Source organism: Streptomyces blattellae, from assembly GCF_009709555.1.
GTDB classification, from domain to species: Bacteria; Actinomycetota; Actinomycetes; order Streptomycetales; family Streptomycetaceae; genus Streptomyces; species Streptomyces blattellae.
Genome location: NZ_WJBG01000113.1, coordinates 26,624 through 51,190, shown reverse-complemented (window position 1 = coordinate 51,190; position 24,567 = coordinate 26,624). Strand labels below are relative to the sequence as shown.

Genomic DNA, 24,567 nt, shown 5'->3' with positions numbered 1-24,567 from the left:
GTGTCCACGCCCTGGTTCGACGAGACCGGCGGTGAGAGTTCCTGGCTCCCGGGGTCTGCTACCCCGGTGACAGTGGCGGGACCGCGCCGGATTCACACCGGCTTCCTCTCCTGCCGCCGTACATGGCTCCGGCAGTCCACCACGGGGTTGGAAGGGCCGTCAACTTGCCGTTGACCTGCGAAGGGGGAGTGTGCCGAGTTCCACACCGCTAGCACGGCAGGCTGTCCGCGTAGGGCCGCTCGCCGTGAATTCCCCTCTGCCGGGCGACAATTCCTGATCCCGCTTGTGATCACGCACGGTGACCCCTGCAATAACTCCTATGCCTCATACGGGGTACAACGGGCGCGGGAGGGGACGCAGGGTGGCGTACGTGGGCGAGATGCTGCTGGACGACGGGCAGATCGTGCTTCTGGAGGTGGCCGGCGACGGCCCGGCCGGAGTCCAGCGCGTCTCGCGCGGGGGCGTGGTGGCCGGTGCCGCCGAAACCCTCCAGCAGGCACTCGGCCGGGTGCGCCCCGCGCTCGGCGCGGTCGTGGACGATGCCAGAAGCCTGGCGAGGCCGCCCGCGGAGGTGACCGTCGAGTTCGGCATCACGCTCAGCGCCGAGGCGGGCGTCGTGGTGGCGAAGGGATCCACGGAGGCCCACTTCACGGTGACCATGCGCTGGTCGGCACAGGACAACGCGGCCATTCCGGTACAGCGTGACGATGACGACCGCTCCTGACGACGAACTCCCGGGCGCCATCGCGCGCTTCTGGACCGCCGACGGCCAGGTCGCCGGCAGCGGCTTCCTCATCGCCGAGGGGACCCTCTGCACCTGCGCGCACGTGGTGGCGGCCGCGCTGGGCGTACCCGACACCGACCGAACACCTCCCGCCTCCCCGCTGACCGTCGACTTCCCCCTCCTGACCCCGCCCTCGCCCCGCCTGACGGCGACGGTCACGCACTGGCGCCCGGTCGCGCCCGACGGCGGCGGCGACATGGCGCTGCTGGCACTGGAGGCGACGGTGCCCGGCACCACGGCGGTGCGCTTCGCGGGCGGTACGGCGGTCTGGGACCACGCGTTCCGAATCCTGGGCTTCCCGCTCCGGACCGACGAGCACGGCGTGTGGGTGGACGGCCGGCTCCGTGCGCCCGTGGGCAAGGGCTGGACCTCCATGGAACCGCGCCCGTCCCCGCGCGGGCCGGTGATCGGGCGGGGCTTCAGCGGCGCCCCGGTCTGGGACACGGAGCAGGGCGGGGTCGTCGGCATGACGGTGGCCGCGGACACCGGAACGGGCGCGACGACGGCGTACCTCATCCCCACCGCCCTGCTCCTGGGCCTGGACCCGGCCCGCTGCCCGTCCCCCTTCCGCGGCCTGGAATCCTTCCGAGAACAGGACGCGTCCGTCTTCTTCGCCCGCCGCGCGGACAGCGAACGCATCGCCGGGGCACTCCTGGAGCACCCTTTCGTGCCGGTCGCGGGAGCGTCGGGGGTGGGCAAGTCCTCACTGGTACGAGCGGGCGTACTCCCGTTGCTCCGCGCGTCCGGCCACACCGTGACGGACTTCGCGGGCCAGCCGGACACGGACCCGGTACGGACGCTGGCGGAGGCGCTGGGCGCACAGTTCCCACCGGCACGGGAACTCGCCCGGCAACTGGGCGCCGACCGGGAAGCGGCTGTGCTGCTCGGCGCGCGCATCCTCGAAGAGGCCGGTACGGCGGGCCATGTCATCCTGCTCGACCAGTTCGAGGAGACGGTCGGGGCTCGCCCGGCCGACGCCCGCGCCCTGCTCGACGTACTGCTGCCGATGGCGCGGGCGGCCCATCCGGCAGGCCGCCGCCTCCGGGTCCTGGCCACCCTGCGCTCGGCGTCGCTGGAGGAACTGGTGACGGGCGGCCGGGCCGAGGCGCTCAGCGGCACGGTCCAGATGGTCGCGCCGATGACCCCCGCCCAACTGGACCAGGTGGTGCGCTGCCCCGTCGACGCGGTCCCGGGCGTGGAGTTCGAGCCCGGCCTGCCGGAACTGCTCGTGGCCGACGCCGGCGCCGAACCCGGAGCGCTGCCCCTGCTGGAGTTCACCCTCGCCGAACTCTGGGACCGCCGGGAGCACGGCCGGCTCACCCACGCCGCGTACCGGGAGATCGGCGGCGTCGAAGGCGCCCTGTCCCGCTACGCCGACCACCAACTGGCCCAGGTCTGCAAGCCCCCGGACGGGCCGGACGAGCCAACGGCCCGCCGCCTCTTCGAACGACTCGCCCGCCCGGTGAGGGACAAGGAGTACGCGCGGGTGGCCCGCGCCTTCGACCAGCTCCCCCCGGAACTCCGCACGGCGGCCCAGGCGCTGGCAGCCACCCGCCTGCTGGTCATCTCGCGGGACAGTTCGGGGAAGGAGACGGTCGCGCTGGCGCACGAGGCGTTGGTCCGCCAATGGCCGGCCCTGCGACGCTGGCTGGACGAGTCGCGGACGTTCCTGGCGTGGCACGAGAAGCTGCGAGGCCGGCTGCGGGAGTGGGAGGACGGCGGACGTCACGACGATCTGCTGCTGCGGGGGCAGGAGTTGACGACCGCGAAGAGCTCGGCGGTGCTGCGGCCCGACGAACTCTCCGCGGCCGAGACGGCGTTCATCCGTCTGAGCAGATACCGCCAGAGACGGTCGGTGCGCAGAAGCCGCACGGGTGTGGCGCTGGTGGCCTGCCTGGCGGTGCTGGCCGGGCTGTTGGGCTACGGCCTGTGGGGTCTGATGCGCGACCAAGGGCAGGGGGAGAAGGACAGAGCCGCCCAGCAACTCGCCGAGTACGCCGCGGACCGTGCGGTCGAGGACCCCGTGGGCGCGGCACTGCTGGCCGCCGCGGCCCACCGCACGAGTGAACTCCCGGAGAGCGAGGCGGCCTTGATGCGACACGCCTGGCCCCTGACCTCACTCGCCTCCGCACACCGCGTTCTTCCGGCGGGCAAGGTGACCGACGTCGCCGCTTCGGCGGACGGGCGGGTGATGATTGTTCTGAAGGGAACAGAGGCGTACGCGATCACCGGGCTGGCGCGCGGGAACCCGAAGCGCTGGCCGCTGCCCGGGGCCCCGCCCTCGATGAACTCGGTGGCCGTCAGCGACGACGGGAAGCGGGCCGCGGCTGCGGCGGCGCACGGTGAGGTGCGGGTGTGGGAACTCGACGGAGGAGTGCCCGAGGCGAAGCCCCGGTCGCTGCGATGGCATCCGGACGGCAAGGCCGACACCACGGTGACGTTGGACTTCTCCAGTGACGCTCGCCGACTCGTGCATGCGGTGAGTTCGAGCGACGAGTACTGCGTCGGTGAAACCCTGCGTCCTTGGGTGTATGTCATGAAGGTCGACCGGCAGCCGGCGAGGGACGGGGGGACAGTGGTGCCCGAAAGGCTGGTTCAACCCGGTGAGTGCTTGAGCGAACTCGCCCTGCGGTCCGGTCAGCCCGGTCACTTGACCGTGCTGACCTATACGGAGGGTTCGGAGGCAAGGTACACAGCCCGTTCGATGAAGCTGTCGACGGGGGAGATCGAGCACGGACCGCGGGACCGGAAAGCCGTGCAGTTCGCCGCCGGGGGCAGGGCGTTCGCCTGGAAGCAGGGGAACGAGCGGTTCTGGCGGTGGCAACTGCCGGCCGGGAAGCAGCAAGAGAACAAGGGGCGGTGGTCGGAGCCCTTCGACACGGATGCCACCGGCCGGTTTCTGTATGCGGGCGGCATCTCCGAGGGCGGGTCCGCAGGCCCGGACGGCGTCTGGGGGGTTCTGCAGGACTTGGCGTCCGGGCGTCGATACGCCGTGGTCATGCCCGGGGACGTCGCCCGTCGCGGAGGAGACATGGTCATGACCCGGACGGACAAGGGACTCGTCGCCTACGCGGCCCTGGGGCGGGACGTCCTGTCGCTGCGGATGACTGCCGAGTCCTCGTACCCGATCGGTGTGGGAGGGGCTGTCGACGTAGCGGACATGGACCGGGTGGCGGGGCACGACATGCTCGTCGCCTTGACCAAGATCTATGTGGACCAGGGCGAGAGCACTTTCCAGGAGGTGGTCGACTCCGAGGTCGTGCTGGATGGACGGGGACGTGGCCCCAGGCGACATGAAGTCGACAGGGACACCTCTTTCACCGAGATCGAGGTCAGTGAGGACGGGCGGAGCTTCGTTGCCTGGGGCACCGTGGCCTGGGAGCTGCGTACGACGGACGGTTTTCGGCGCTTGAACGACGAGTCGCCGTCCGCCGCGAAGGATGGCTCAAGTGCCTCCGACACGGATCAGGAAATGGAATCCGTACGACGGTTCGGGCACGGGGACTTCTTGCTGCTCGACGGCAGAGGGCTGGCGCACCTCGACGGAGCGACGGGAGAACTCGACCGGCTGGACGAGGTGGGGTGCGCGCGGGACGAGGCGCCGGGAGACCGCGCGTGCGTCACGGCTGTGGGCCGTCCGCACGCGCCCGGGGAGTTCCTGGTCCTGAGAGCGGACGGGGACGCGGAGCTCTGGCGGCTGAAGGGCGACAGCTCGGCGGCCAAGGTCGACGGATGCGCGTTTCCACACCTCGGCGACGCGAGGTCGGCGGTGTTCAGGCCCGACGGCCGGTCTGTCGCGGTGGCCACCGGGAGCGGGGTCTTCGTATGGCGGCCCGGAGAGCGGAAGCCCACCCTCCTCGCCCCCGGGGCCGGCGAGGTGCGGGCCTACGGCGGTGACGGCCATCTCGTGCTGACGACGCCGGAGGACGAGGACGAGCTCTGGAACGACAACGGCAACGGCAACGGCAACGGCGAGCCGGTCAAACTCCACGCCTACGCCTTCGACCACGTGAAGGTGTGGCTGTTCGACGGTCACTTTCTCCACGCCGAGACAGGCCTGGGCTCCGTCACCTACGACCTGGACTTCCTCACCGGACGTGCCACCGCCGACGACCTCTGCGAGCCACTTCCCGCCCGCCTCCCCGGCGTATGGGACAACCTCCTGAACACCCTCGACATCCCCCCGGCCGCAGAGAAGGACCCGCCCTGCCCGGACCGCGGGTGAAGCTGCGGTCCGGGCAGGGCGGGCAGACGTACGCGATGCGTCAGGCCATGATCAGATAGATCCCGTAGCCCACCGCGGCCGCGCAGGCCGTGAAGCAGGCGTACGCGCCGGTGACCGCGAGCGCGGCGGAGTCGCCCTGGGCCAGGGCGCGTTCGCGGCGGGAGAGGCCCGCGACGCCGAGGGTGAACAGAGCCACGAGGGCCACGGTGACCACGAGGCTGACGCCGAAGACGGAACCGAGAGCCGCCCAGTCGATCTTCATGTTGCTGCTTTCTGGAGAAACCGGGTGGGGGTCAGAGCGTGGCCTGTGAAGGCGCCGGTTCGGAGGCCGGGGCGGGGGCGGGGAGCGTGGCCGACAGTTCGTCGGTCACGGTGCCCGCGGGCGGCGGGGTCACCGCGGCGATCGCCGTCGTCACCACACCGGGCGGCTCCTGCGTCGTGTCGCTGACGCTCGTGTCGTTGACGTTCGTGTGGTCGACGACCTCGTGGCGGGAGCGCCGCCAGATCGCGGCGCTGGAGGCGACCAGGAAGACGGCGACCAGGGCGGTGCCCCAGTTGCCGAAACCGGTCACCCATTCCGCGACGGCGCCGACCAGGGCCGCCGCCGGCAGCGTCAGGCCCCAGGCGACGAACATCCGGGTGGCGGTGGACCAGCGGACGACACCGCCCTTGCGGCCGAGCCCCGCGCCCATCACCGCGCCGGAGACGGAGTGCGTGGTGGAGAGGGAGAAGCCGATGTGGGAGGAGGCCAGGATGACCGTGGCCGCGCTGGTCTGGGCGGCGAAGCCCTGCTGCGGCTGGAGGTCGGTCAGGCCCTTGCCCATGGTGCGGATGATGCGCCAGCCGCCGAGGTAGGTGCCGAGTGCGATGGCCACGCCCGCGGAGAGGATCACCCAGGTGGGAGGGTTCGAGCCGGGGGCGATGGCGTCGCCGGCCACCAGCGCGAGGGTGATGATGCCCATCGTCTTCTGCGCGTCGTTGGTGCCGTGGGCCAGCGAGACCAGACCGGCGGAGGCGATCTGACCGGCGCGGTAGCCCTTCGCCGCCGCCTTGCCGTCGGCCTTCTTGCCGAGGGAGCCCAGGGAGTACGACAGCCGCGTGGCGAGCAGCGCGGCGATGCCCGCGACGACTGGAGCGGCGATCGCCGGGATCAGGATGTTGGTGACGAACACGTCGCCGTGGACCGCGTCGACGCCGGCCGAGGCGACGGTGGCGCCGATCAGGCCGCCCATGAGGGCGTGCGAGGAGCTGGAGGGGAGGCCGATCAGCCAGGTCAGCAGGTTCCAGAGAATCGCGCCGACCAGGGCGGCGAAGATGACCTCGGGACGTATGCCGGTCTCGTCGACCAGCCCCTTGGAGATGGTGTTGGCGACCTCCACCGAGAGGAAGGCGCCGACGAGGTTGAGGACGGCGGACATGGCCACCGCGATCTTGGGTTTGAGCGCACCGGTCGAGATGGTGGTGGCCATCGCGTTGGCGGTGTCGTGGAAACCGTTCGTGAAATCGAACGCGAGAGCGGTTACCACCACAATCGCGAGGATCAGCGAGAAGCTTTCCATTTCCCCAGGCAATCGTTCGAGGTCATCGGCCGGTTGAACGTAGGTAACCTGAGTGAACGGAAGATGAACTGGGAGGGGCCGCGTGGTGTCCCGTCGTGGCGGTTGTCGCACCGCCGGACCCGCGCGGGCCGGACGCCCCAAGGGCCAGGAACCTCGGACAAGCTTCTTTAGCCGGGGCAGGGGTCCATTGAAGAGATTCTGGTCACCTGAAGGATTCTGGTCACCCGGCAGGCTGCCGCTGTCGTCGTACTGCCAGAACGGGCAGCAGCCGGGCCCACCTCCGTCAGCGGGCGGTCGTGTGGCCCTCCGCCCGAAGTGCCCCGCCTGTCGGCGGGTTGACGCCGCGCCTGGCAGGATCGCGGCATGGCTGAGCAGCGGCGGGATCAGCGGAGCGCGGGGGACGCCCGGGAGGAGGCACCGGTTGTGACAGAGCCGCGGGGGAGGGGTGCGCTCAAGGAGGAGGCGCACGCCTGGGAAGAGCTCGTCGCCACGGCCCGCCGGACCGTGTCCGACGGACTCGTCGTCGGCACGTCCGGCAATGTCTCCGTACGCGTCGGGGACACGATCCTGGTCACACCGTCGGGCATCCCCTACGACCGCCTCACGCCGGACGACGTCACCGGCGTCGACCTCGACGGCCGGCAGGTGCTCGGCACCCTCGTCCCGACCAGCGAACTGCCCATGCACCTCGCCGTCCACCGCACGACCGACGCCCGCGCCGTCGTCCACACCCACGCGGTCCACGCCACGGCCGTCTCCACCCTCGTCACCGAGCTCCCGGCGATCCACTACATGACCGGGGCGCTCGGCGGACCCGTCCGGGTCGCCCCGTATGCGACGTACGGCACCGACGAGTTGGCCGAGAACATGCTCCACGCCCTGACCGGCCGCTCCGCCTGCCTCCTCCAGAACCACGGCACGATGGCCTACGGTGCCACCCTCGACCAGGCCTACGACCGCACAGCCCAACTTGAGTGGATGTGCCGCCTCTGGCTCACGGCCTCCTCGGTGCCGGGCCTGTCCCCGAGCCTGCTGTCGGAGAAGCAGCTGCGCGCGGCGGGGGAGAGGCTGCGGGGGTACGGGCAGCGGAAGTGAGTCCCCCGGCTGGCCGACAGGCGGGTCCGCCAGGACACTGGATCCGTGCGCACTGTCAAAACGGCGGCCGCGGCCGTCACCGTAGCCCTGGCGGCCGGCGCAGCCGGCGTGGCCGCCGGACGGTTCGCCAGTGATGCCGCGCTGAAGGCGCCACCGGGACGGCCCCTGCCCGGTGAACCCCGGCTCACCGTGCATGCGACGGCGGCGGGCCAGATCGCGCTCACCCGGGCCCTCGCCTCCCTGCGCCCCGGCACCTACGGCCTCGCCGGCGACGCCTCGCACGCCGTCGTCGGCCCCGTCCTCGGCGCGGCGAACCACTCCGCCGACACCGTCGTACGCCGCCTGGAACGCGTCACCCACGGCACCCTCGATCCCGGCGACAAGGTGTGGCTCACCCCGAACGTGTACGTCGGCGACCCCGGCGTCGCCCTCGGCCTGGAACACGCCGACATCGACATACCCGGCGAACTCGGCTCCCTGCCCGCCTGGTTCGTGCCCGGCGTGCGCGACATCTGGGTCATCGCGGTGCACGGCCTCGGCACCACCCGCGAGCACGCCATGAACCTCATGGAGTTCCTGGGCCGCCGCGGCTTCCCGGTGCTCGCCCTCGCCTACCGCGGCGACCTCGGCGCCCCCCGCTCCCCGGACGGCCTGAACCACCTCGGCGAGACCGAGTGGCGTGACCTGGACGCGGCGATCCGCTACGCCGTGGGCTACGGCGCCAAGCAGGTCGTCCTGCACGGCTGGTCCACCGGCGCCGCCATGGCGCTGCGCGCCGCCGCCGACTCGGGGCTGCGCGACCGAGTCTCGGGGCTCGTCCTGGACTCCCCGGTACTCAGCTGGGAGACGACGCTGCGCGCCCTGGCCTCCGCCCGGCGCACCCCGGGTGTCCTGCTGCCGCTGGCGGTCCGCGCCGCACAGGGCCGCACCGGGCTGCCCGGCGACCGCATCGCCGACGCCGCCGACATCGCCGACCCCGGCCGGCTCTCGGTGCCGACGCTGATCTTCCATGGCCCCGACGACACGGTGGCGCCCTGGACCCTCTCCCGCCGCCTGGCCGACAGCCGCCCCGACCTGGTCTCCCTCCACACGGTCCAGCACGCCCCGCACGCAGCCATGTGGAACGCCGACCCGCAGACCTACGAAGAGACGCTGCGCCGGTTCCTGACCCCGCTGATGTGACGGCCCGTCCACCCCGATCCCACCCGGTCCCGTGGATTCCGTTTAACGCCGTATCCCTGGCCTGTTGTATGCCCTCCGCCGCCCGTAGGACCCCGTGCGTTGGCCATTCCCGTCGCCCGCCGTGACATTCCGTTTGGGTTTTCGGACCGTCAACCGGAAGACTGCACCCGTGACGTCCCGTATCCCGCGCGACTCCAGGCTTCGACTCGTCCGCCCGCGACCCCTGGCCGCCGCCCCCCGAGCGATGAACCAGCGGCGCCCGCCCCGCCCCGCCCCGCGCCCCCCGGAGGGCACTCCCGCCCGGGCGGAGCTGGCCAGAATGGCTCGCTCCGGTCTGGCCGCCGCGGCCCGCGTCGCCCGCTGGGCCGACGCCGCGCTGCGCCCCGGCCGTGACGGTGCGAGCCCCGACGGCGCGGGCACCCTGTCCGACGCGACCGCCGAACTGGCGGCCAGGGACCTGGGCCTGACCGTGGCTCAGGTCCGCGCCGACTGGGACACCGCCCGCCTCGCCGGCCTCGTCGAGGTGCACGGCGGCACCGCACGCCCCGGCTGGCGGCTGCGCGCCTGGAACCGCGACGACAGCGCCGTACTGCGCGGCTGGGTCGCCCTCTTCGACGCCTGGTCGCTCGCCCATCCGGAACCCGCGGACCACGAGCCCGCCGCCGTCGCCGAGGTCGTCTCGGCCATGCCCCAGGTGCTCTCCTTCCTCCAGCTCTCCGCCGGCCCCGTCCCGGTCGAGCAGCTCCTCGACCTCCTGGAGCAGCGGGTCAGCGAACTGCGCACCGAGCGCTGCGAGATCCCCTACGGTCCGCAGCCCGAGCCGCCTGCGGAGCCCGCCGACACCCCGCTCGCCCCGCTCCTCGACTGGTCCCTGCACGCCCTCGCCTCCGTCGGCGCCCTCACCTGCGGCGACGGGCAGGCCACGCTGACCCCGCTCGGCAGCTGGGCGGTCTGGGTCAAGCTGGAGCAGATCTGCGTCGCCGCCCAGAGCCCCGCCGGGAACATCGAGGTCGCCGCCGAGGAGATGCTGCGCGGCTGCGCCCAGCTCCGGCCGAAGGCGGCCCGCGACGAGTACCGCGCCTGGCTCGCCGCCCGCCCCGTCGGCAGCGCCGTCACCGAGCTGCTCGACGCCGCCCGCGGCGAGGACGCCCTGCTGCGCGGCCTCGCCTTCGAGGCGCTGCGCGTCGTCGGAGCCCCCGCCGAGCCCGACGTACGCGCCGTGGGCGACGATCCGACGCTCAGGCCCTACGCGCTGCTGTGGCTCGCCGAGCACGACGGCGCCGACCCCGAGGACGCCCATGAGGTCCTCACCCGGGAAGAGGCCACTTGGCTGTGGGTCGACACGGCCGCCGCCGTCGCCGATCACGGCGAGGCCCCGATGCTGGTACGGCACCTGGAATCCGCGGTGCAGCCGACCGTCCCCATGCTGCTCGACGAGGTGCGTGCCGTCGGGCACCCCCGCACCGTGCAGGTCCTGGTGGCCCTCGCCGCGGCGCACCCCGACCCCGCCCTGGCCAAGGCCGTACGCCGCGCGGCCTTCCAGGTGCACACCGGGGGCTGAGCGCTCCGCCGGCCGTGCCGCCCGGTCAGCCGCCTATCGCGGGGGCGTAGGTGCCGAAGCTCCAGATATTGCCTTCCAGGTCGCGGGCCATGTAGTCCCGCGAGCCGTAGTCCTGGTCCGTCGGGGGCATCAGGATCTCCGCGCCGTGGTCCACGGCACGCTGGTGGTGGGCGTCGACGTCGTCCACGACGACATACACCCCGGCGGGGCCGGCGTCCTTCATCAGCTCGTCGAAGCGACCGCCGCGGCCCTTCGAGCCGAGCATCACCCCGCCGTTGCCCTGCACCAGCTCCGCGTGTGCCACGATGCCGCTCTCGCCCTCGTACACCGACAGCTCGGTGAAGCCGAAGGCCTCCGTCAGCTGCCGGATCGCCGCCTGCGCGTCCGCGTACAGCACCGTCGGATAGATGCTCGGACTCACACCACCCGTGCCCGCCATGACGATCACTCCCTTGTGTGTCGAGTGGAAAACCGCCGGTGTTGAGCGAAAACCGCTGGAACCCCCCGGAATCCCGCTGCCTGCCGCCAGTCTTGCACCCACCACTGACAACGCCGGGAACAGCGCGATCAGCCCCGCGATGCCACCGCCGAAGGCTGCGGCGGGCGGTTCGAACACGGGAACGCCGGAAAAGTGGTTGCACCGCCCCGTTAGAATTGCCGCCATGGCCATTCTCCTCGCGCATTAGACGGCGGGAACGTCCTCAGCCGCCCACCCGTCAACCCCCTCCGCCCTGGAGTCTGACCGTGATCTCCGCCTCCGGTATCGAGCTGCGCGCCGGTGCCCGTGTCCTCATCGAGTCCGCCACCTTCCGAGTCGCCAAGGGCGACCGCATCGGCCTGGTCGGCCGCAACGGCGCCGGCAAGACGACCCTGACCAAGGTCCTGGCCGGCGACGGCATCCCCGCCGGCGGCACCGTCACCCGCTCCGGCGAGGTCGGCTACCTCCCGCAGGACCCCCGCACCGGCGACCTCGACATCCTCGCCCGCGACCGCATCCTCTCCGCGCGCGGCCTCGACGTACTGCTCCGCAAGATGCGCGACAACGAGCAGCGCATCGCGAACGGCCAGGGCGCCACCCGGGAGAAGGCGCTCAAGCAGTACGAGCGCCAGGAGACCGAGTTCCTCACCAAGGGCGGGTACGCCGCCGAGGCCGAGGCCGCCACCATCGCCGCCGCGCTCAACCTGCCCGACCGGGTGCTGGGCCAGCCCCTGCACACGCTCTCCGGCGGTCAGCGCCGCCGTATCGAGCTGGCCCGCATCCTGTTCTCCGACGCGGACACGCTGCTGCTCGACGAGCCGACCAACCACCTCGACGCCGACTCGATCGTCTGGCTGCGGGACTACCTGAAGACGTACCGCGGCGGCTTCATCGTGATCTCCCACGACGTCGACCTGGTCGAGACGGTCGTCAACAAGGTCTTCTATCTGGACGCCAACCGCGCCCAGATCGACGTCTACAACATGGGCTGGAAGCTCTACCAGCAGCAGCGCGAGGCCGACGAGAAGCGCCGCAAGCGCGAGCGGCAGAACGCCGAGAAGAAGGCCGCGGCACTGCACTCGCAGGCCGACAAAATGCGCGCCAAGGCCACCAAGACGGTCGCCGCGCAGAACATGGCCAAGCGTGCCGACCGGCTGCTCGCCGGACTCGAAGCGGTACGCGCCTCCGACAAGGTCGCCAGGCTTCGCTTCCCCGAGCCCGCGCCCTGCGGCAAGACCCCGCTGATGGCCGAGGGCCTGTCGAAGTCGTACGGCTCGCTGGAGATCTTCACCGACGTCGACCTGGCCATCGACAAGGGCTCCCGAGTCGTCATCCTCGGCCTCAACGGCGCCGGCAAGACGACCCTGCTGCGTCTCCTCGGCGGCGTCGAGAAGCCCGACACCGGCGAGGTCGTCGAGGGCCACGGCCTCAAGCTCGGCTACTACGCACAGGAGCACGAGACTCTCGACCCCGAGCGCACGGTCCTTCAGAACATGCGCTCCGCCAACCCCGACCTGGACCTGGTCGAGGTCCGCAAGACGCTCGGCTCGTTCCTGTTCTCCGGTGACGACGTCGACAAGCCGGCCGGTGTCCTCTCCGGTGGTGAGAAGACCCGCCTCGCCCTGGCCACCCTCGTGGTGTCGTCGGCCAACGTCCTGCTGCTCGACGAGCCGACCAACAACCTCGACCCGGCCAGCCGCGAGGAGATCCTCGGCGCACTGCGCACCTACAAGGGCGCGGTCGTCCTCGTCACCCACGACGAGGGCGCGGTGGAGGCGCTCCAGCCGGAGCGGATCATTCTGCTTCCGGACGGAGTCGAGGACCTGTGGGGCGCCGACTACGCGGATCTCGTCGCCTTGGCTTGATCGAAAGCGTGATCCATAGCGTGATCCACAGGGTGATCCACAGTGTATGGATCATTCGGCTCATCCTTGATCCATCATCTGTGTGAGATCTTTTCGTACCGAGGTGTGTCCTACATCGATTTACCGGCCGGGCCCCTTATTGACGTGGGCTCGGCCGTCCTGCATCTCTGACCAGGCACTTCGTGGAACAACCCGTTCGGCCGTACGGACGACTCTCTAAGGAATTACAGATTCCGCATGTGGGGATGCGCTCCTGTCGTCAAAACCCTGTCTTACGGACCTTGCCGAATGGGTGGCCATCAGGGCCCGGAGGGGTGATCATGAGGGGACCAGAGCGCACTTCCCATGAGGAGGCACGGGTGGCCGAGACTCTGAAGAAGGGCAGCCGGGTGACCGGCGCCGCGCGCGACAAGCTCGCGGCAGACCTGAAGAAGAAGTACGACTCCGGTGCGAGCATCCGAGCGCTGGCCGAGGAGACCGGCCGCTCGTATGGCTTCGTACACCGGATGCTCAGCGAGTCGGGCGTCACGCTGCGCGGGCGCGGCGGGGCGACGCGGGGCAAGAAGGCCGCATCGTCCTGAGCCCGGGCGGCCCATCGCTTTCGACGGTGGCCACCCGGTCGGTTCTCTGATCGGCCGGGTGGTTACTGTGCAGTCACTTAAGGGTGCCTGCCGTCTGGTACGGCATCCAGGACGACCGCACACATCGGAGGCGCCCCATGGCTTCGCCCGACCAGGACGTTGTGTCCCGAGGTCCCCACGGTCCCGTACTCGACAAGGACGGCGTACGGCTCACCGTCGACGACGCGATCGCCACGGTGACGCTGGCCAACCCGGCCAAGCGCAATGCGCAGAGCCCCGCGATGTGGCGTGCGCTGGGCGAGGCCGGGCGGTTGCTGCCCGGCAGTGTGCGTGTCGTCGTGCTGCGCGGGGAGGGCAAGTCCTTCTCCGCCGGTCTCGACCGGCAGATGTTCACGCCCGAAGGCATTGAGGGCGAGCCGTCGTTCATCGACCTCGCACGCGGCAGCGACGCCGAACTGGACGCGGCCATCGCCGGGTTCCAGGAGGGCTTCACCTGGTGGCGGCAGAGCGACATCGTGTCCATCGCCGCCGTCCAGGGGCATGCCATCGGGGCCGGGTTCCAGCTTGCCCTCGCGTGTGATCTGCGCGTCGTCGCCGACGACGTGCAGTTCGCCATGCGCGAGACCGGCCTGGGACTGGTGCCGGACCTGACCGGCACGCATCCGCTGGTCGGGCTCGTCGGGTATGCGCGAGCGCTGGAGATCTGTGTGACCGGGCGCTTTGTCCTGGCCGAGGAAGCGGTGAGTACGGGGCTGGCCAATCTCGCCGTGCCGGGTGAGCAGCTGGACGCGGCCGTGGCGGACCTGGCGTCCGCGATCCTGGCCGCGCCCCGGGACGCCGTGATCGAGACGAAGGCGTTGCTGCGCGGTGCCGGGGAGCGGACGTACGAGCAGCAGCGTGCGGCGGAGCGCGCCGCGCAGGCCCGGCGGCTCAGGGACCTGGCGGGGCTGGGCGAATGAGCAGTCAGACGATCGCTCAGACGACTGCGGTGACCAGCACCGCCACGGTCGGGCCGTCCTGAAGCGCGCTCGATACCGCGACGCGGACCTCCCGGGCCACACGCACGGCCTGGTGGTCCGCGTCCGCCGCCAGTTCCAGGCGTACATGACGGTGCGGCAGGGCGGTGTCGTCGACCCGGCGTTCCTCGATGTGGACCGCCCGCCCCAGCGTGCCCGTCAGGGCGGTCACGCCCCGGACGCCGAGGGCGGCCTCGGCCGCGCGGGCTTCGGCTCCGTCCCTGGTCTCCGAAGCCTCCTTCGGCTCGGGCGGTCGTACGGGCTCGGGCTCCGCGTCCTCGTCCAGCAGGGCCGTCACCCGTAGGTCGACCTCCGTGACCGTCAGGCCGAGCCGGTCCCGCGCCGCCGCGGTGAGGGCCGTACGCAAGCGGGAGGCGGTCGTCGGCAGCGGAGCCGACGGTGTCGCCGCGAAGTCCCCCGTCAGTCGGAGCGGGCCGGGTGGCAGTGCGCTCGGTGGAGGCGGTACGGCGGGCTCGTGGACGTCGTCCGGGTCGGTGAGCGCGATCCGCAGTGCGCCGAGGCGTACCCCGCGCACCGAATCCGTCGCGCGCCGCAGTAGCGACTCGGCCGCCTCCTCCGTGATCCACGCGCCGTCGTGCGGGCCGCCCAGCGGGAGGAGTCTGCCCAGCCCCAGCTGCTGTCGTACAGTCTGCGCCAACCGATCGGACGTCATTGCTCCAGCCTGCCGCATCCCCGGCGCGCGCGGGCGCAACCGCGCTTACCGTGGTCAGAGGACGACGACCGAAAAGGACGTACGGCGATGAGTGATATGACGGAGCGAAACCGGACGCAGACCCCTGAGGGCGAGAACGAGTCGCCGGTGCAGACCCGCAAGGCAACCAAACGCGGGGGCGGGGAACCGGCGACCCGGGGGCGGACCACCATCGCCGACGGGGTAGTGGAAAAGATCGCCGGGCTGGCCGCCCGGGATGTCCTGGGCGTGCACGCCATGGGGAGCGGGCTGTCGCGGACCTTCGGAGCCGTGCGGGACCGGGTGCCCGGCGGGTCCAAGTCCGTGACACGGGGTGTGAAGGCCGAGGTCGGAGAGGTGCAGACCGCGCTCGATCTGGAGATCGTCGTCGACTACGGCGTGTCGATCTCCGATGTGGCGCGGGATGTGCGCGAGAACGTGATCGCGGCCGTCGAGCGGATGACGGGGCTGGAGGTCGTGGAGGTCAACATCGCGGTGAGTGATGTGAAGCTGCCGGAGGAAGAAGAAGAGGAGCAGGAACCGCGGATCCAGTGACCCGTCGGCGACCGAACCGCCAAGGAGCGTGAGCGCACCATGAGCATGGCTGTGATCGGCATGATCGCCGGAATGGCCCTGGGCTTCGCCGGATACTTCGGCGGGTTCGGCGCCTTCCTGCTGGTGGCGGCGCTGGGCGCCATCGGGTTCGTGGTCGGCCGGTTCCTGGAGGGAGACCTGGACATCGGCGACTTCTTCCGCTCGCGTGACGACCGACGGCGGTGACGTCCGTGAGCGAAGGGGCCGCCGAGCCCGTGAGCGAAGGGGCCACCGAGCTCCGCAGACCCCAGACCGCCGTACCGCCGGGCGAGCGCGGTGCCACGCGGATCGCCGACCGGGTGGTGGCGAAGATCGCCTCGCAGGTGGCGCGTGAGGCGCTGGGCGCACTGCCGCCGGACGCCTCACCGCCGCACGCGTCGGTCGTCGTGCACAACGACACCGTCCGCGTCCGCGTCAGCCTCGACCTCGGCTACCCCTCCGACATCGGCCGTCAGTGCGCCTCCGTGCGTCGGCACGTCACCCAGCGGGTAGGCGCTCTCGTGGGGATGGAGGTGCACGAAGTGGCCGTACACGTGGAGCGGCTGCATCCGGTCGCGGTACCCGGCGTGGCACAGGGGAGGACGCAATGAGCGAGTCCCAGGGGGCCGAGAGCACTCAGCGGCTGCCCGTCCTGGAGAAGGCCGACGATGGCGGCCACAGCCAGTCCGCCTCCGCGGCCGACTATGAACCCGTCGGCGGCGAGAACGGCGGCCGTTTCTGGTCGGCACGCCGTGTCCCGGCCGCGATCGTCGCGCTGCTCCTGCTGCTGGTCGCCGGCGCCTTCCTCTACGACGTCGCCGCCGTGCGCGCCGACCGGCCCGCCATGGCCTGGCGCCGCGAACTCGCCACCCAGCTCGCCGAACGCCCCCTCGACGACGCCTGGGTGCTCGTCGGCGCGGGCATCGCCGTGGCCCTCGGTCTCTGGCTGATCCTGCTCGCGGCCACGCCGGGCCTGCGCGCCGTACTGACCATGCGGCGCACCCATCCCGACGTACGCGCCGGCCTCCACCGGGACGCGGCGGCCCTGGTGCTGCGCGACCGGGCCGTGGAAGTGTCCGGCGTGCAGTCGGTACGGGTCCGGATGGGCCGCGCCCGGGCCGACGTCCGTGCGATCTCCCACTTCCGCGAACTGGACGACGTACGCGCCGACTTGGACACCACACTCGCCGACGCGATCAAAGGCCTGGGGCTCGCCCGTCCGCCCGCCCTGTCGGTGCGCGTCCGGCGTCCCGGACGGAAGGGGTGAGCGCGGTGCTCAGGATCGTCAATCGAGTGCTGCTCGGGGTCGTCGGCCTGGTGCTGGTCCTGGTCGGGGGTGCCGTGCTCGCCGTCGGGCTCGGTCTGAACCCGCCCTCCTGGTGGATCCACGACGGGCAGCACGACGTGCTGCTGAACGACGCCGAGCGGACTCGCTGGCGGGACGACGCCTGGTGGTGGCCGACCGTCATCGCCGTGCTCGCCGTCCTCGTCCTGCTCGCCCTGTGGTGGCTGACAGCCGAACTGCGCCGGCGCCGCCTGGCCGAGGTCCTGGTCGACACCGGCGACGGCGAAGGCGCCCTGCTCCGCGGCCGGGCCCTGGAAGGCGTACTCGCCAGGGACGCGGGCCAACTGAACGGCGTAGCCCGAGCCCACGCGGAACTCACCGGCCGCCGCAGTACCCCCGAGGCCCGCGTCCGCCTCCTCCTGGAACCCCACGTGGACCCGGGCGAGGCCCTCGACCACCTGACGACCCAGTCCTTGGCCCACGCGAGGGATTCCACGGGCCTCACGTCACTTCCGGCGGAGGTACGACTGAGGGCGGTCAAGCACCGTGCAGAAAGGGTCACGTGACACGCCCAAAAGGGCAGCGGGGCTGTAAACAGACGGCGCTTCAGAACCCGTGCCGAGCCCCGCCATCCACAGGCACCATGATCCCCGTCAGATAAGACGCAGCCGGAGACAGCAGAAACGCCGCCACCCGCCCGAATTCCTCCGGCGTCCCATACCGCCGCAACGGAATCCGCGACTCATGCGCCGCCCGAGTAGCCTCAGGGTCCGCCGACATCCCGTCCAGCTCGCGCACGCGATCCGTATCGATCCGGGACGGCAGCAACCCCACCACCCGAATTCCCCTCGGCCCCAACTCGTCCGACAGCGACTTCGCGAACCCGGCAAGCCCCGGTCGCAGCCCATTGGAAATCGTCAGCCCGGGAATCGGCTCGTGCACGGACGCGGACAGTACGAAACCGATGACGCCGCCCGTTTCCAACTCCCCGGCAGCCGCGCGAGCGAATCGCACCGCCCCGAGGAACACCGACTCGAACGCCGCCTGCCACTGCTCGTCCGTGTTGTCGGCGGCGAACCCGGGCGCGGGCCCACCCACGCTCACCAGCACCCCGTCGAACCCTCCGAAGTGCTCGCGCGCTGCCGCGATGAGCCGCGCCGGTGCCTCCGGGTCCGCGTTGTCCGCGGCCACGCCGGCCGCGTTCGCCCCCAACTCGGCCGCGGCCTCGGCGGCAGCCTCGCCGTCCCGCCCCGTGATGATCACCTTCGCCCCGTCGGCGACGAGCTCACGCGCGGCCGCGTTGCCCAGCCCACGGGTGGCCCCGGTGACGACGTACACCCGGTCCTTCAGTCCAAGATCCATGGTCCTATCCTGCCGTGCCGCCCCCGAACAGGGCGAGGGCGGTGTTCACCAGACCGATGTGGCTGAACGCCTGCGGGAAGTTGCCGAGCTGGCGACCGGCGACGGGATCGTACTCCTCGGACAGCAGCCCCACGTCGTTGGCGAGGCCGACCAGCCGTTCGAACAGCTCGCGCGCCTCTTCGGTGCGGCCGGCCATGTGCAGCGCGTCCGCGAGCCAGAAGGAGCACACCAGGAAGGTGCCTTCACCGCCCGGCAGCCCGTCGACGACCGTCTCCTCGGCGCTGTAGCGACGCATGAAACCGCCGTGGCTCAGCTCCGCGCGGACCGCGTCGACGGTGCCGAGCACGCGCGGGTCGTCGGCCGGCAGGAAGCCGACACGCGGGATGAGCAGCAGGGAGGCGTCGAGTTCGCGTGAGCCGTAGTACTGCGTGAAGGTGTTCCGCTCGGCGTCATAGCCCTTCTCGCACACCTCGTCGTGCACCTCGTCGCGCAGCGTGCGCCAGCCGTTGAGGTCGCCGGGCAGCTCCGGGTTCTCCTCCAGCGCGCGCACGGCCCGGTCCGCGGCCACCCACACCATCACCTTCGAGTGCACGAACTGACGGCGGCCCCCGCGCACCTCCCACAGCCCCTCGTCGGGCTGCCGCCATGCCGAGCGCAGCCACTCGACGAGCGCGGCCTGGATCGCCCACATGTGCGGCCTGGCGGGCAGTCCCGCGTCCCGGGCCAGCGCGAGGGTGTCCATGACCTCGCCGTACACGTCCAACTGGAGCTGGTTCACGGCCTGGTTGCCGATGCGCACGGGGGAGGAGCCGGCGAAGCCGGGCAGCCAGGGCACCTCCCACTCGGGCAGCCGGCGCTCGCCCGCCAGGCCGTACATGATCTGCAGATCGGCCGGGTCACCGGCGACCGCGCGCACCAGCCAGTCGCGCCAGGCCTCGGCCTCCTTGCGATAGCCCGCCGACAGGCCGACGTTGAGGGTGAGCGTGGAGTCGCGCAGCCAGCAGTAGCGGTAGTCCCAGTTGCGGACGCCGCCCAGCTCCTCGGGCAGCGAGGTGGTGGGGGCGGCGACGATGCCGCCGGTCGGCTTGTAGGTGAGGGCCTTGAGGGTGATCAGGGAGCGGACGACGGCGTCGCGGTACGGGCCGTCGTAGCGACAGCGTTTCGCCCAGGCCTGCCAGTCGCCGACGCTCGCGTCCAGTGCCTCGTACGGGTCGACGAGCGGTGGACGCGGCGCGTGCGAGGGGTGCCAGGTGAGGACGAAGGCGACCCTCTCGCCCTCCTCGACCGTGAACTCCGCGTGCGTGCCGCGGTCCTCACCCCAGGTGCGCACCGCGGGCTCGCTGCGCAGCCACACCGAGTCCGGGCCCGCGACGGCCACGTAGTGGCCGTCGGAGCGGCGCATCCACGGCACGATCGAGCCGTAGTCGAAGCGGAGCCGGAGCGTGCTCTGGAGGGTGACCCGGCCGCCGGTGCCTTCCACGACGCGTACGAGATCGGGGGCGCGGTCGCGCTGCGGCATCAGGTCGGTGACGCGGACCGAGCCCTCGTCGGTGTCCCACTCGGTGTCCAGGACGAGGGTGTTCGGGCGGTAGGCACGACGGGTACACCGGCCGTTCGCACCCTTGGGGGCGATCCGCCAGTGGCCGTTCTCCTCGTCGCCCAGCAGCTTGGCGAAACACGCGCCCGAGTCGAACCGGGGCAGGCACAGCCAGTCAACCGACCCGTCCCGCCCGACCAAAGCCGCCGTCTGCTCGTCGCCGATAAGGGCGTAATCCTCGATACGGGGATGCACGGGGTTCCGGGTTCCCTGCCGGGGTTGGGGGCAATCCAGCCGGGGGCCGGGAGAGTGACGGTCCGGGGGCGCGACCGGGAGAGCCGTGGTCCAGGGGCGCGACCCGGGGAGCCGTGGTCTGGGAGTGACGGTCTGGGGGGCGCGGTTCGGGGGCCGGGTCCGGGAGGTGGCGATCGGAGGGTTGCGGGCTGAGAGTTGTGGGCTGGGGGCCGGGGCCCGGGAGATGGCGGCCGAAGGGGCGCGGGCCGAGAGTTGTGGGGGGCGCGGGTCCGGGAGGTGGTGGACGGGGAGTCGTGGGGCGTTTACACCGGCGTGGGTTCGGCCGGTGCCGTGTCGTCGGCGCTCTCCTGCTGTTTGTTCCGCTCACGTGTCTCGCGGCGGACCAGGATCACCCAGCCGACGGGGACGCCCGCCGAGAACAGCCACCACTGGATGGCGTACGCGTAGTTCAGCGCCGCGTCCTCGTTGCCGGGATTCCCGAGCAGTTCCGGGGCGTCGCCCTTCGGCTCGGGCGCCGTCTGGGCGATGTAGCCGCCGAGCACCCGGGCATCGAGGCGCTGCGCCTCCTGCTCGCTGTTGATCAGCATGATCTGCCGGTCCGGCAGGCCCTGGAGGTTCTTGATGCCGCTCGCCTCGGTCGTCTCGTCGGGCATCAGCCGTCCGGTGACGGTGACCTCACCGCGGGGCGGGGCGGGGATCTTGGGGAACGTGGTCTGGCTGGGGCTGTCCGCCGGGATCCAGCCGCGGTTGACGAGCAGGACCTTGCCGTCGTCGAGGACGAACGGGGTCAGGACGTGGTAACCGACCTCGTCGTCGGAGTTGGTGCGGCGGCGGACGACGACCTCGTCACCGGTGTCGAAGCGGCCCTTCGCCGTCACCCTGTGATAGCGCTCGTCGTCGGTGACGGTGTGTCCGGGGGAGGTCAGCCTCTGCACGGGTACCGGCTTCGCGGCCAGCGCGTCGGCGACGAGCTGGTTCCGGGCGGTGCGCGTCTCGTAGCGGTGCATCTGCCAGATGCCCAGCCTGATCATCGTGGGGATGAGGAGGAGGGCGACCAGCGTGAGGATCACCCACTGCCGGGACAACAGGAAGCGGTACACCCCACGACCGTACAACTCGGTCGTGGGGTGTGTTCAGGCGGGTACGGGTCGGGGCGGGGGACAGGGGGCGGGGCCGGGTCGGGCTCACACGTTGTCGACGATCCCCACCCTCCCCTCCGCGCGGGCGCAGTGGGCCCCGCAGTACCAGTGGCCCTCGACCTCGACGCCCTGCCCGATGATCTGGACGCGGCAGTGCTCGCAGATGGGTGCCATGCGGTGGATCGCACAGGAGAAGCAGTCGAAGACGTGTACCGCGCCCTGTGCATGGACCTCGAAGGTCATTCCGTAATGATTGCCGCAAACTTCACATGTCGCCATGCGCCACAGGGTGGGCCGTCGCCGTGGCCGGGGCGAGACGGCTCCGGGCGAGTCGCACGGCAATCACCCGTCCGTACGGTCATCCCTCCGACGCCGGTTCCACATCCCCGAGGAGCTGTCCGAACGCCGCCTCGTCGACCACGGGCGTGCCGTACTGCCGGGCCTTGACGACCTTGGACGTGCCCGAATCCGGGTCGTTCGTGACGAGCAGGCTGGTCAGCCGGGAGATGCTGGTGGCGACATGCAGCCCGGCCTCGATCGCCCGGTCCTCCAGCAGGTCGCGCTCGACCGAGGTGTCTCCCGAGAACGCGACCCGCATGCCCTGCTTGAGCGGTTTGCCTTCTTCATAGCGGCCTGGGTTGGGATAGGGGCAGCTGGGTCTTTTGCGGGCCGGGCGCCAGCTGGTGGGCCGGTAGGCGCCGTAGCCCGGCTGCTGCCGGGGCACGGCCCGGTCCGTCCACTCGGTCAGCGGTCGGCACTCGTGCAGCGGCAGCCGTACGCCGCCCTGCGCGGCGGCGTGCAGACTCGGCCGGAACGCCTCTGCCAGCACACGCGCGTCGTCCAGCGCGTGGTGCGCCCGCTGCTGTATGACGCCGAAGTGCGCGGCGAGCGACTCCAGCTTGTGGTTGGGCAGCGGCAGGCCCAGCTCCTTCGAGAGCGCGATGGTGCACAGCCGCTGCCGCACCGGCGCCTCGCTCCGCGCGCGTGCGTACTCCCGGGCGATCATCTGCCAGTCGAAGACGGCATTGTGCGCGACGAGCACCCGGCCCTCCAGCCGGGCCCCGAACTCCTCGGCGATGTCCTGGAAGAGGGGCGCACCTTCGAGTACGTCGCTCGTCAGACCGTGGATCCACACCGGGCCCGGGTCCCGCTCCGGGTTGACCAGCGAGTACCAGTGGTCCTCGACCTCGCCGCGTGCGTCCAGCCGGTACACGGCCGCGGAGATGATCCGGTCGTCCCGGCCCAGGCCTGTGGTCTCCACGTCAACGACCGCGTATCCCTGGGGATACGCGGCCGGCCACACTGTGGCGGAGGACGCTGCGGTCGTACGGTCTTCGAGCATGGTCACCGAGGATACGGGCCGCGTCTGACAGTCCGGTCCGTCAGGTGCCGTCTCGCGGCGGGGTGTTCGAGCGGGACGAATGCCCGTGTGGGCGCCAGGAGCGTCGGTACGGCCCCTGCGGCGGCCCTGGTGCGATCCTCCCCGGTGTGACGGAACCAACGCATGACCAGGCCCACGGCGGCGCCCTCGGCACACGGCTCAACTGGCTGCGGGCGGCGGTCCTCGGGGCCAACGACGGCATCGTCTCCACCGCCGGCCTGGTCGTCGGCGTCGCCGGCGCCACCGACGACCGCTCGGCACTGCTGACGGCGGGGCTCGCGGGCCTGCTCGCCGGTTCCATGTCGATGGCCGCGGGGGAGTACGTGTCCGTGTCCACCCAGCGGGACTCGGAGAAGGCCGCGCTGGACATCGAGAAACGGGAGCTGCGGGAGCAACCGGAGGAGGAACTCAAGGAGCTGACGGGGCTTCTCGAAGACCGCGGGCTGACGCGGGAGGTGGCCCGGGAGGCCGCCGTCCAGCTGACGGAGCGTGATGCGCTGAAGGCGCACGCGCGCGTGGAGCTCGGCATCGATCCCGAAGCGCTGACGAACCCCTGGCACGCGGCCGGCGCGAGCTTCGTGGCGTTCACGGTGGGCGCCTTGCTGCCGCTGCTTGCGATCGTGCTGCCCGGGACGGACTGGCGGCTTCCGGTCACCGTGGTGTCGGTGGTGGTCGCGCTCGTCCTCACGGGGTGGAGCAGTGCGCTGCTCGGCAGGGCGGAGCCAGGGCGCGCGGTGCTGCGGAACGCGGGGGGCGGGGTGCTGGCGATGGGGGTCACATACGCGGCCGGGTCACTGCTGGACGCGGCAGGGGTGTGAGTCGGGCGCCGCCGGGTGCGACGGGCTGCCGACTTGGCGGAGATCGCCAACAAGCAAGCGCGTACCCCCGGAAATACTTGTGGGTAACAACGTCTGTTCCCGGGCGACCAGCGGTTCTACGGTGCCCTCATGCCGAACCTGCCCGATGTCGTGCTGTGGTCGATACCCGCCTTCGTGCTGCTCACCGTGATCGAGATGATCAGCGTCCGTATCCATCCGGACGACGAAGCGGCCGGGTACGAGGCGAAGGACGCCGCGACGAGCGTCACCATGGGCCTCGGCAGTCTCGTCTTCGACCTGCTCTGGAAGATCCCCATCGTCGCCGTCTACACGGCGATCCACGAACTCACCCCGCTCCGCGTCCCCGTCCTGTGGTGGACCGTCCCGCTGATGCTGCTCGCGCAGGACTTCTTCTACTACTGGTCGCACCGCGGCCACCACGTCATCCGCATCCTGTGGGCCTGCCACGTCGTCCACCACTCCAGCCGGAGGTTCAACCTCACCACCGCGCTGCGCCAGCCCTGGACCTCCCTGACGGTCTGGCCGTTCTACGTCCCCCTCATCGCGTGCGGTGTGCACCCGGCCGCCCTCGCGTTCTGCTCCTCGGCGAACCTGGTGTACCAGTTCTGGATCCACACCGAGCGCATCGACAAGATGCCCCGCTGGTTCGAGTCCGTCCTCAACACGCCGTCGCACCACCGCGTGCACCACGCCTCGCAGGGCGGCTATCTGGACCGCAACTTCGGCGGCATCCTCATCGTCTGGGACCGCCTCTTGGGCTCCTTCGCCGCCGAGACCGAGCGGCCCGTGTACGGGCTGACCAAGAACATCCACACGTACAACCCGCTCAAGGTCGCCACGCACGAATACGTGGCCATCGCCAAGGACCTGAAGGCGGCGGGCAGTTGGCGCGAGCGTGCCGGGCGGGTGTTCCGGGGGCCGGGCTGGCAGCCGGCGGCTCCGCCCGCCGCGGCGCCCGTCGAGGAGACGACGGCCGCGTGAGACCGTCCCGCTGTCTGCTGGGCGCCTTCGCCTTCGCCTTCGCCGCCGTCGCCGACCTCTCCTTCCTGGCCGTCGGCTCCGACACCGGGCACACCGTGGCCAAGCCCCTCCTGATGCCGCCCTGGACCAGCACACCATTTCTGCGGCGGCCCCTGGGTTACGCCCCGGACAGCCATGC

Annotated in this window: 24 protein-coding genes and 1 riboswitch; of the genes, 15 read left to right on the top strand and 9 right to left on the bottom strand. The window is 71.3% G+C overall.

Going from position 1 to position 24,567, the window contains the following annotated elements:
• Window positions 1-16: 16 nt before the first annotated feature.
• Window positions 17-156, bottom strand: a riboswitch (cobalamin riboswitch).
• Between the two features lie 205 nt (window positions 157-361).
• Both GFH49_RS07020 and GFH49_RS07015 read left to right on the top strand, forming a co-directional pair.
• On the top strand, window positions 362-724 hold the full coding sequence (locus GFH49_RS07020) for a CU044_2847 family protein (protein ID WP_230396200.1): 363 nt from the start codon (window positions 362-364) through the stop codon (window positions 722-724).
• Window positions 708-5,009 carry an nSTAND1 domain-containing NTPase gene (locus GFH49_RS07015; protein WP_155054896.1) on the top strand — a complete coding sequence of 1,434 codons (4,302 nt, stop codon included), beginning with the start codon at window positions 708-710 and terminating at the stop codon, window positions 5,007-5,009. The genes GFH49_RS07020 and GFH49_RS07015 overlap by 17 nt, the downstream gene beginning before the upstream one ends.
• A gap of 40 nt (window positions 5,010-5,049) precedes the next feature.
• Here the strand turns inward: GFH49_RS07015 and GFH49_RS07010 are convergent, their stop codons facing one another.
• Window positions 5,050-5,271, bottom strand: coding sequence for a hypothetical protein (locus GFH49_RS07010; RefSeq protein ID WP_155054895.1), 222 nt, complete (start codon window positions 5,269-5,271; stop codon window positions 5,050-5,052).
• 31 nt (window positions 5,272-5,302) lie between these two features.
• Window positions 5,303-6,568, bottom strand: coding sequence for an inorganic phosphate transporter (locus GFH49_RS07005; protein ID WP_155054894.1), 1,266 nt, complete (start codon window positions 6,566-6,568; stop codon window positions 5,303-5,305).
• A gap of 363 nt (window positions 6,569-6,931) precedes the next feature.
• On the opposite strand from GFH49_RS07005, the gene GFH49_RS07000 reads away from it, so the two are divergent.
• The 3 genes from GFH49_RS07000 (at window position 6,932) to GFH49_RS06990 (ending at window position 10,406) form a co-directional block, all read left to right on the top strand.
• Window positions 6,932-7,663 carry a class II aldolase/adducin family protein gene (locus GFH49_RS07000; RefSeq protein ID WP_155054893.1) on the top strand — a complete coding sequence of 244 codons (732 nt, stop codon included), beginning with the start codon at window positions 6,932-6,934 and terminating at the stop codon, window positions 7,661-7,663.
• Window positions 7,664-7,708: 45 nt separating this feature from the next.
• Complete coding sequence (locus tag GFH49_RS06995; protein ID WP_155054892.1) at window positions 7,709-8,845, top strand: alpha/beta hydrolase; 1,137 nt, start codon at window positions 7,709-7,711, stop codon at window positions 8,843-8,845.
• Window positions 8,846-9,014: 169 nt separating this feature from the next.
• Window positions 9,015-10,406 carry a hypothetical protein gene (locus GFH49_RS06990; protein WP_196217883.1) on the top strand — a complete coding sequence of 464 codons (1,392 nt, stop codon included), beginning with the start codon at window positions 9,015-9,017 and terminating at the stop codon, window positions 10,404-10,406.
• Window positions 10,407-10,431: 25 nt separating this feature from the next.
• Here GFH49_RS06990 and GFH49_RS06985 read toward each other — a convergent pair whose 3' ends face one another.
• Window positions 10,432-10,845: a VOC family protein gene (locus GFH49_RS06985; RefSeq protein WP_155054891.1), complete on the bottom strand. Its 414-nt coding sequence runs from the start codon at window positions 10,843-10,845 to the stop codon at window positions 10,432-10,434.
• Window positions 10,846-11,150: 305 nt separating this feature from the next.
• On the opposite strand from GFH49_RS06985, the gene GFH49_RS06980 reads away from it, so the two are divergent.
• The 3 genes from GFH49_RS06980 (at window position 11,151) to GFH49_RS06970 (ending at window position 14,289) form a co-directional block, all read left to right on the top strand.
• Window positions 11,151-12,749 carry an ABC-F family ATP-binding cassette domain-containing protein gene (locus GFH49_RS06980; protein WP_155054890.1) on the top strand — a complete coding sequence of 533 codons (1,599 nt, stop codon included), beginning with the start codon at window positions 11,151-11,153 and terminating at the stop codon, window positions 12,747-12,749.
• Window positions 12,750-13,108: 359 nt separating this feature from the next.
• Window positions 13,109-13,330: a helix-turn-helix domain-containing protein gene (locus GFH49_RS06975; RefSeq protein ID WP_004002281.1), complete on the top strand. Its 222-nt coding sequence runs from the start codon at window positions 13,109-13,111 to the stop codon at window positions 13,328-13,330.
• A 137-nt stretch (window positions 13,331-13,467) separates the two neighbouring features.
• Window positions 13,468-14,289 carry an enoyl-CoA hydratase/isomerase family protein gene (locus GFH49_RS06970; protein ID WP_155054889.1) on the top strand — a complete coding sequence of 274 codons (822 nt, stop codon included), beginning with the start codon at window positions 13,468-13,470 and terminating at the stop codon, window positions 14,287-14,289.
• A 16-nt stretch (window positions 14,290-14,305) separates the two neighbouring features.
• Here GFH49_RS06970 and GFH49_RS06965 read toward each other — a convergent pair whose 3' ends face one another.
• Window positions 14,306-15,019, bottom strand: coding sequence for a nucleopolyhedrovirus P10 family protein (locus tag GFH49_RS06965; RefSeq protein WP_155054888.1), 714 nt, complete (start codon window positions 15,017-15,019; stop codon window positions 14,306-14,308).
• A gap of 87 nt (window positions 15,020-15,106) precedes the next feature.
• Between GFH49_RS06965 and GFH49_RS06960 the strand changes: the two genes are divergently transcribed.
• The 5 genes from GFH49_RS06960 to amaP are packed head-to-tail and all read left to right on the top strand — an operon-like array spanning window position 15,107 to window position 17,461.
• Window positions 15,107-15,592: an Asp23/Gls24 family envelope stress response protein gene (locus GFH49_RS06960; RefSeq protein ID WP_196217882.1), complete on the top strand. Its 486-nt coding sequence runs from the start codon at window positions 15,107-15,109 to the stop codon at window positions 15,590-15,592.
• Between the two features lie 39 nt (window positions 15,593-15,631).
• On the top strand, window positions 15,632-15,817 hold the full coding sequence (locus GFH49_RS06955) for a hypothetical protein (RefSeq protein ID WP_155054887.1): 186 nt from the start codon (window positions 15,632-15,634) through the stop codon (window positions 15,815-15,817).
• Window positions 15,818-15,822: 5 nt separating this feature from the next.
• Window positions 15,823-16,221, top strand: a complete 399-nt coding sequence (locus GFH49_RS06950; protein ID WP_230396199.1) for an Asp23/Gls24 family envelope stress response protein — start codon at window positions 15,823-15,825, stop codon at window positions 16,219-16,221.
• Window positions 16,218-16,877, top strand: coding sequence for a DUF6286 domain-containing protein (locus tag GFH49_RS06945; protein ID WP_155054886.1), 660 nt, complete (start codon window positions 16,218-16,220; stop codon window positions 16,875-16,877). The genes GFH49_RS06950 and GFH49_RS06945 overlap by 4 nt, the downstream gene beginning before the upstream one ends.
• Before the next feature lie 5 nt (window positions 16,878-16,882).
• The gene (gene amaP / locus GFH49_RS06940; RefSeq protein WP_155054885.1) at window positions 16,883-17,461 is read left to right on the top strand and encodes an alkaline shock response membrane anchor protein AmaP; all 579 of its coding nucleotides are present in this window, start codon (window positions 16,883-16,885) and stop codon (window positions 17,459-17,461) included.
• A gap of 40 nt (window positions 17,462-17,501) precedes the next feature.
• On the opposite strand, the gene GFH49_RS06935 is transcribed toward amaP, so the two are convergent.
• The 5 genes from GFH49_RS06935 to GFH49_RS06915 form a co-directional block, all read right to left on the bottom strand.
• A complete protein-coding gene (locus GFH49_RS06935) occupies window positions 17,502-18,257 on the bottom strand; it encodes an SDR family oxidoreductase (RefSeq protein WP_155054884.1) in 756 nt (251 codons plus the stop codon).
• A gap of 4 nt (window positions 18,258-18,261) precedes the next feature.
• Complete coding sequence (locus GFH49_RS06930) at window positions 18,262-20,049, bottom strand: glycoside hydrolase family 15 protein (RefSeq protein WP_155054883.1); 1,788 nt, start codon at window positions 20,047-20,049, stop codon at window positions 18,262-18,264.
• A gap of 302 nt (window positions 20,050-20,351) precedes the next feature.
• Window positions 20,352-21,149, bottom strand: a complete 798-nt coding sequence (locus tag GFH49_RS06925; RefSeq protein ID WP_155054882.1) for an SURF1 family cytochrome oxidase biogenesis protein — start codon at window positions 21,147-21,149, stop codon at window positions 20,352-20,354.
• Window positions 21,150-21,233: 84 nt separating this feature from the next.
• Window positions 21,234-21,467 carry a metallothionein gene (locus GFH49_RS06920; RefSeq protein ID WP_155054881.1) on the bottom strand — a complete coding sequence of 78 codons (234 nt, stop codon included), beginning with the start codon at window positions 21,465-21,467 and terminating at the stop codon, window positions 21,234-21,236.
• A gap of 79 nt (window positions 21,468-21,546) precedes the next feature.
• Complete coding sequence (locus tag GFH49_RS06915) at window positions 21,547-22,530, bottom strand: DEDDh family exonuclease (RefSeq protein WP_155054880.1); 984 nt, start codon at window positions 22,528-22,530, stop codon at window positions 21,547-21,549.
• A gap of 146 nt (window positions 22,531-22,676) precedes the next feature.
• On the opposite strand from GFH49_RS06915, the gene GFH49_RS06910 reads away from it, so the two are divergent.
• Both GFH49_RS06910 and GFH49_RS06905 read left to right on the top strand, forming a co-directional pair.
• Window positions 22,677-23,387: a VIT1/CCC1 transporter family protein gene (locus GFH49_RS06910; RefSeq protein ID WP_155054879.1), complete on the top strand. Its 711-nt coding sequence runs from the start codon at window positions 22,677-22,679 to the stop codon at window positions 23,385-23,387.
• A 129-nt stretch (window positions 23,388-23,516) separates the two neighbouring features.
• Window positions 23,517-24,389 (top strand): sterol desaturase family protein, encoded by an 873-nt coding sequence (locus GFH49_RS06905; protein WP_155054878.1) that lies wholly within the window; start codon window positions 23,517-23,519, stop codon window positions 24,387-24,389.
• Window positions 24,390-24,567 lie beyond the last annotated feature (178 nt).

Bases quoted from the DNA above. Each gene is read 5' to 3' on its own strand.
- GFH49_RS06985 (WP_155054891.1), bottom strand. From the start codon at position 10,845: ATGGCGGGCACGGGTGGTGTGAGTCCGAGCATCTATCCGACGGTGCTG.
- GFH49_RS06955 (WP_155054887.1), top strand. From the start codon at position 15,632: ATGAGCATGGCTGTGATCGGCATGATCGCCGGAATGGCCCTGGGCTTC.
- GFH49_RS06905 (WP_155054878.1), top strand. From the start codon at position 23,517: ATGCCGAACCTGCCCGATGTCGTGCTGTGGTCGATACCCGCCTTCGTG.
- GFH49_RS06960 (WP_196217882.1), top strand. From the start codon at position 15,107: ATGAGTGATATGACGGAGCGAAACCGGACGCAGACCCCTGAGGGCGAG.
- GFH49_RS07005 (WP_155054894.1), bottom strand. From the start codon at position 6,568: ATGGAAAGCTTCTCGCTGATCCTCGCGATTGTGGTGGTAACCGCTCTC.
- GFH49_RS07010 (WP_155054895.1), bottom strand. From the start codon at position 5,271: ATGAAGATCGACTGGGCGGCTCTCGGTTCCGTCTTCGGCGTCAGCCTC.
- GFH49_RS06935 (WP_155054884.1), bottom strand. From the start codon at position 18,257: ATGGATCTTGGACTGAAGGACCGGGTGTACGTCGTCACCGGGGCCACC.
- GFH49_RS06945 (WP_155054886.1), top strand. From the start codon at position 16,218: ATGAGCGAGTCCCAGGGGGCCGAGAGCACTCAGCGGCTGCCCGTCCTG.
- GFH49_RS07015 (WP_155054896.1), top strand. From the start codon at position 708: ATGACGACCGCTCCTGACGACGAACTCCCGGGCGCCATCGCGCGCTTC.
- GFH49_RS06970 (WP_155054889.1), top strand. From the start codon at position 13,468: ATGGCTTCGCCCGACCAGGACGTTGTGTCCCGAGGTCCCCACGGTCCC.
- GFH49_RS06920 (WP_155054881.1), bottom strand. From the start codon at position 21,467: ATGGCGACATGTGAAGTTTGCGGCAATCATTACGGAATGACCTTCGAG.
- GFH49_RS06965 (WP_155054888.1), bottom strand. From the start codon at position 15,019: ATGACGTCCGATCGGTTGGCGCAGACTGTACGACAGCAGCTGGGGCTG.
- GFH49_RS07000 (WP_155054893.1), top strand. From the start codon at position 6,932: ATGGCTGAGCAGCGGCGGGATCAGCGGAGCGCGGGGGACGCCCGGGAG.
- GFH49_RS06915 (WP_155054880.1), bottom strand. From the start codon at position 22,530: ATGCTCGAAGACCGTACGACCGCAGCGTCCTCCGCCACAGTGTGGCCG.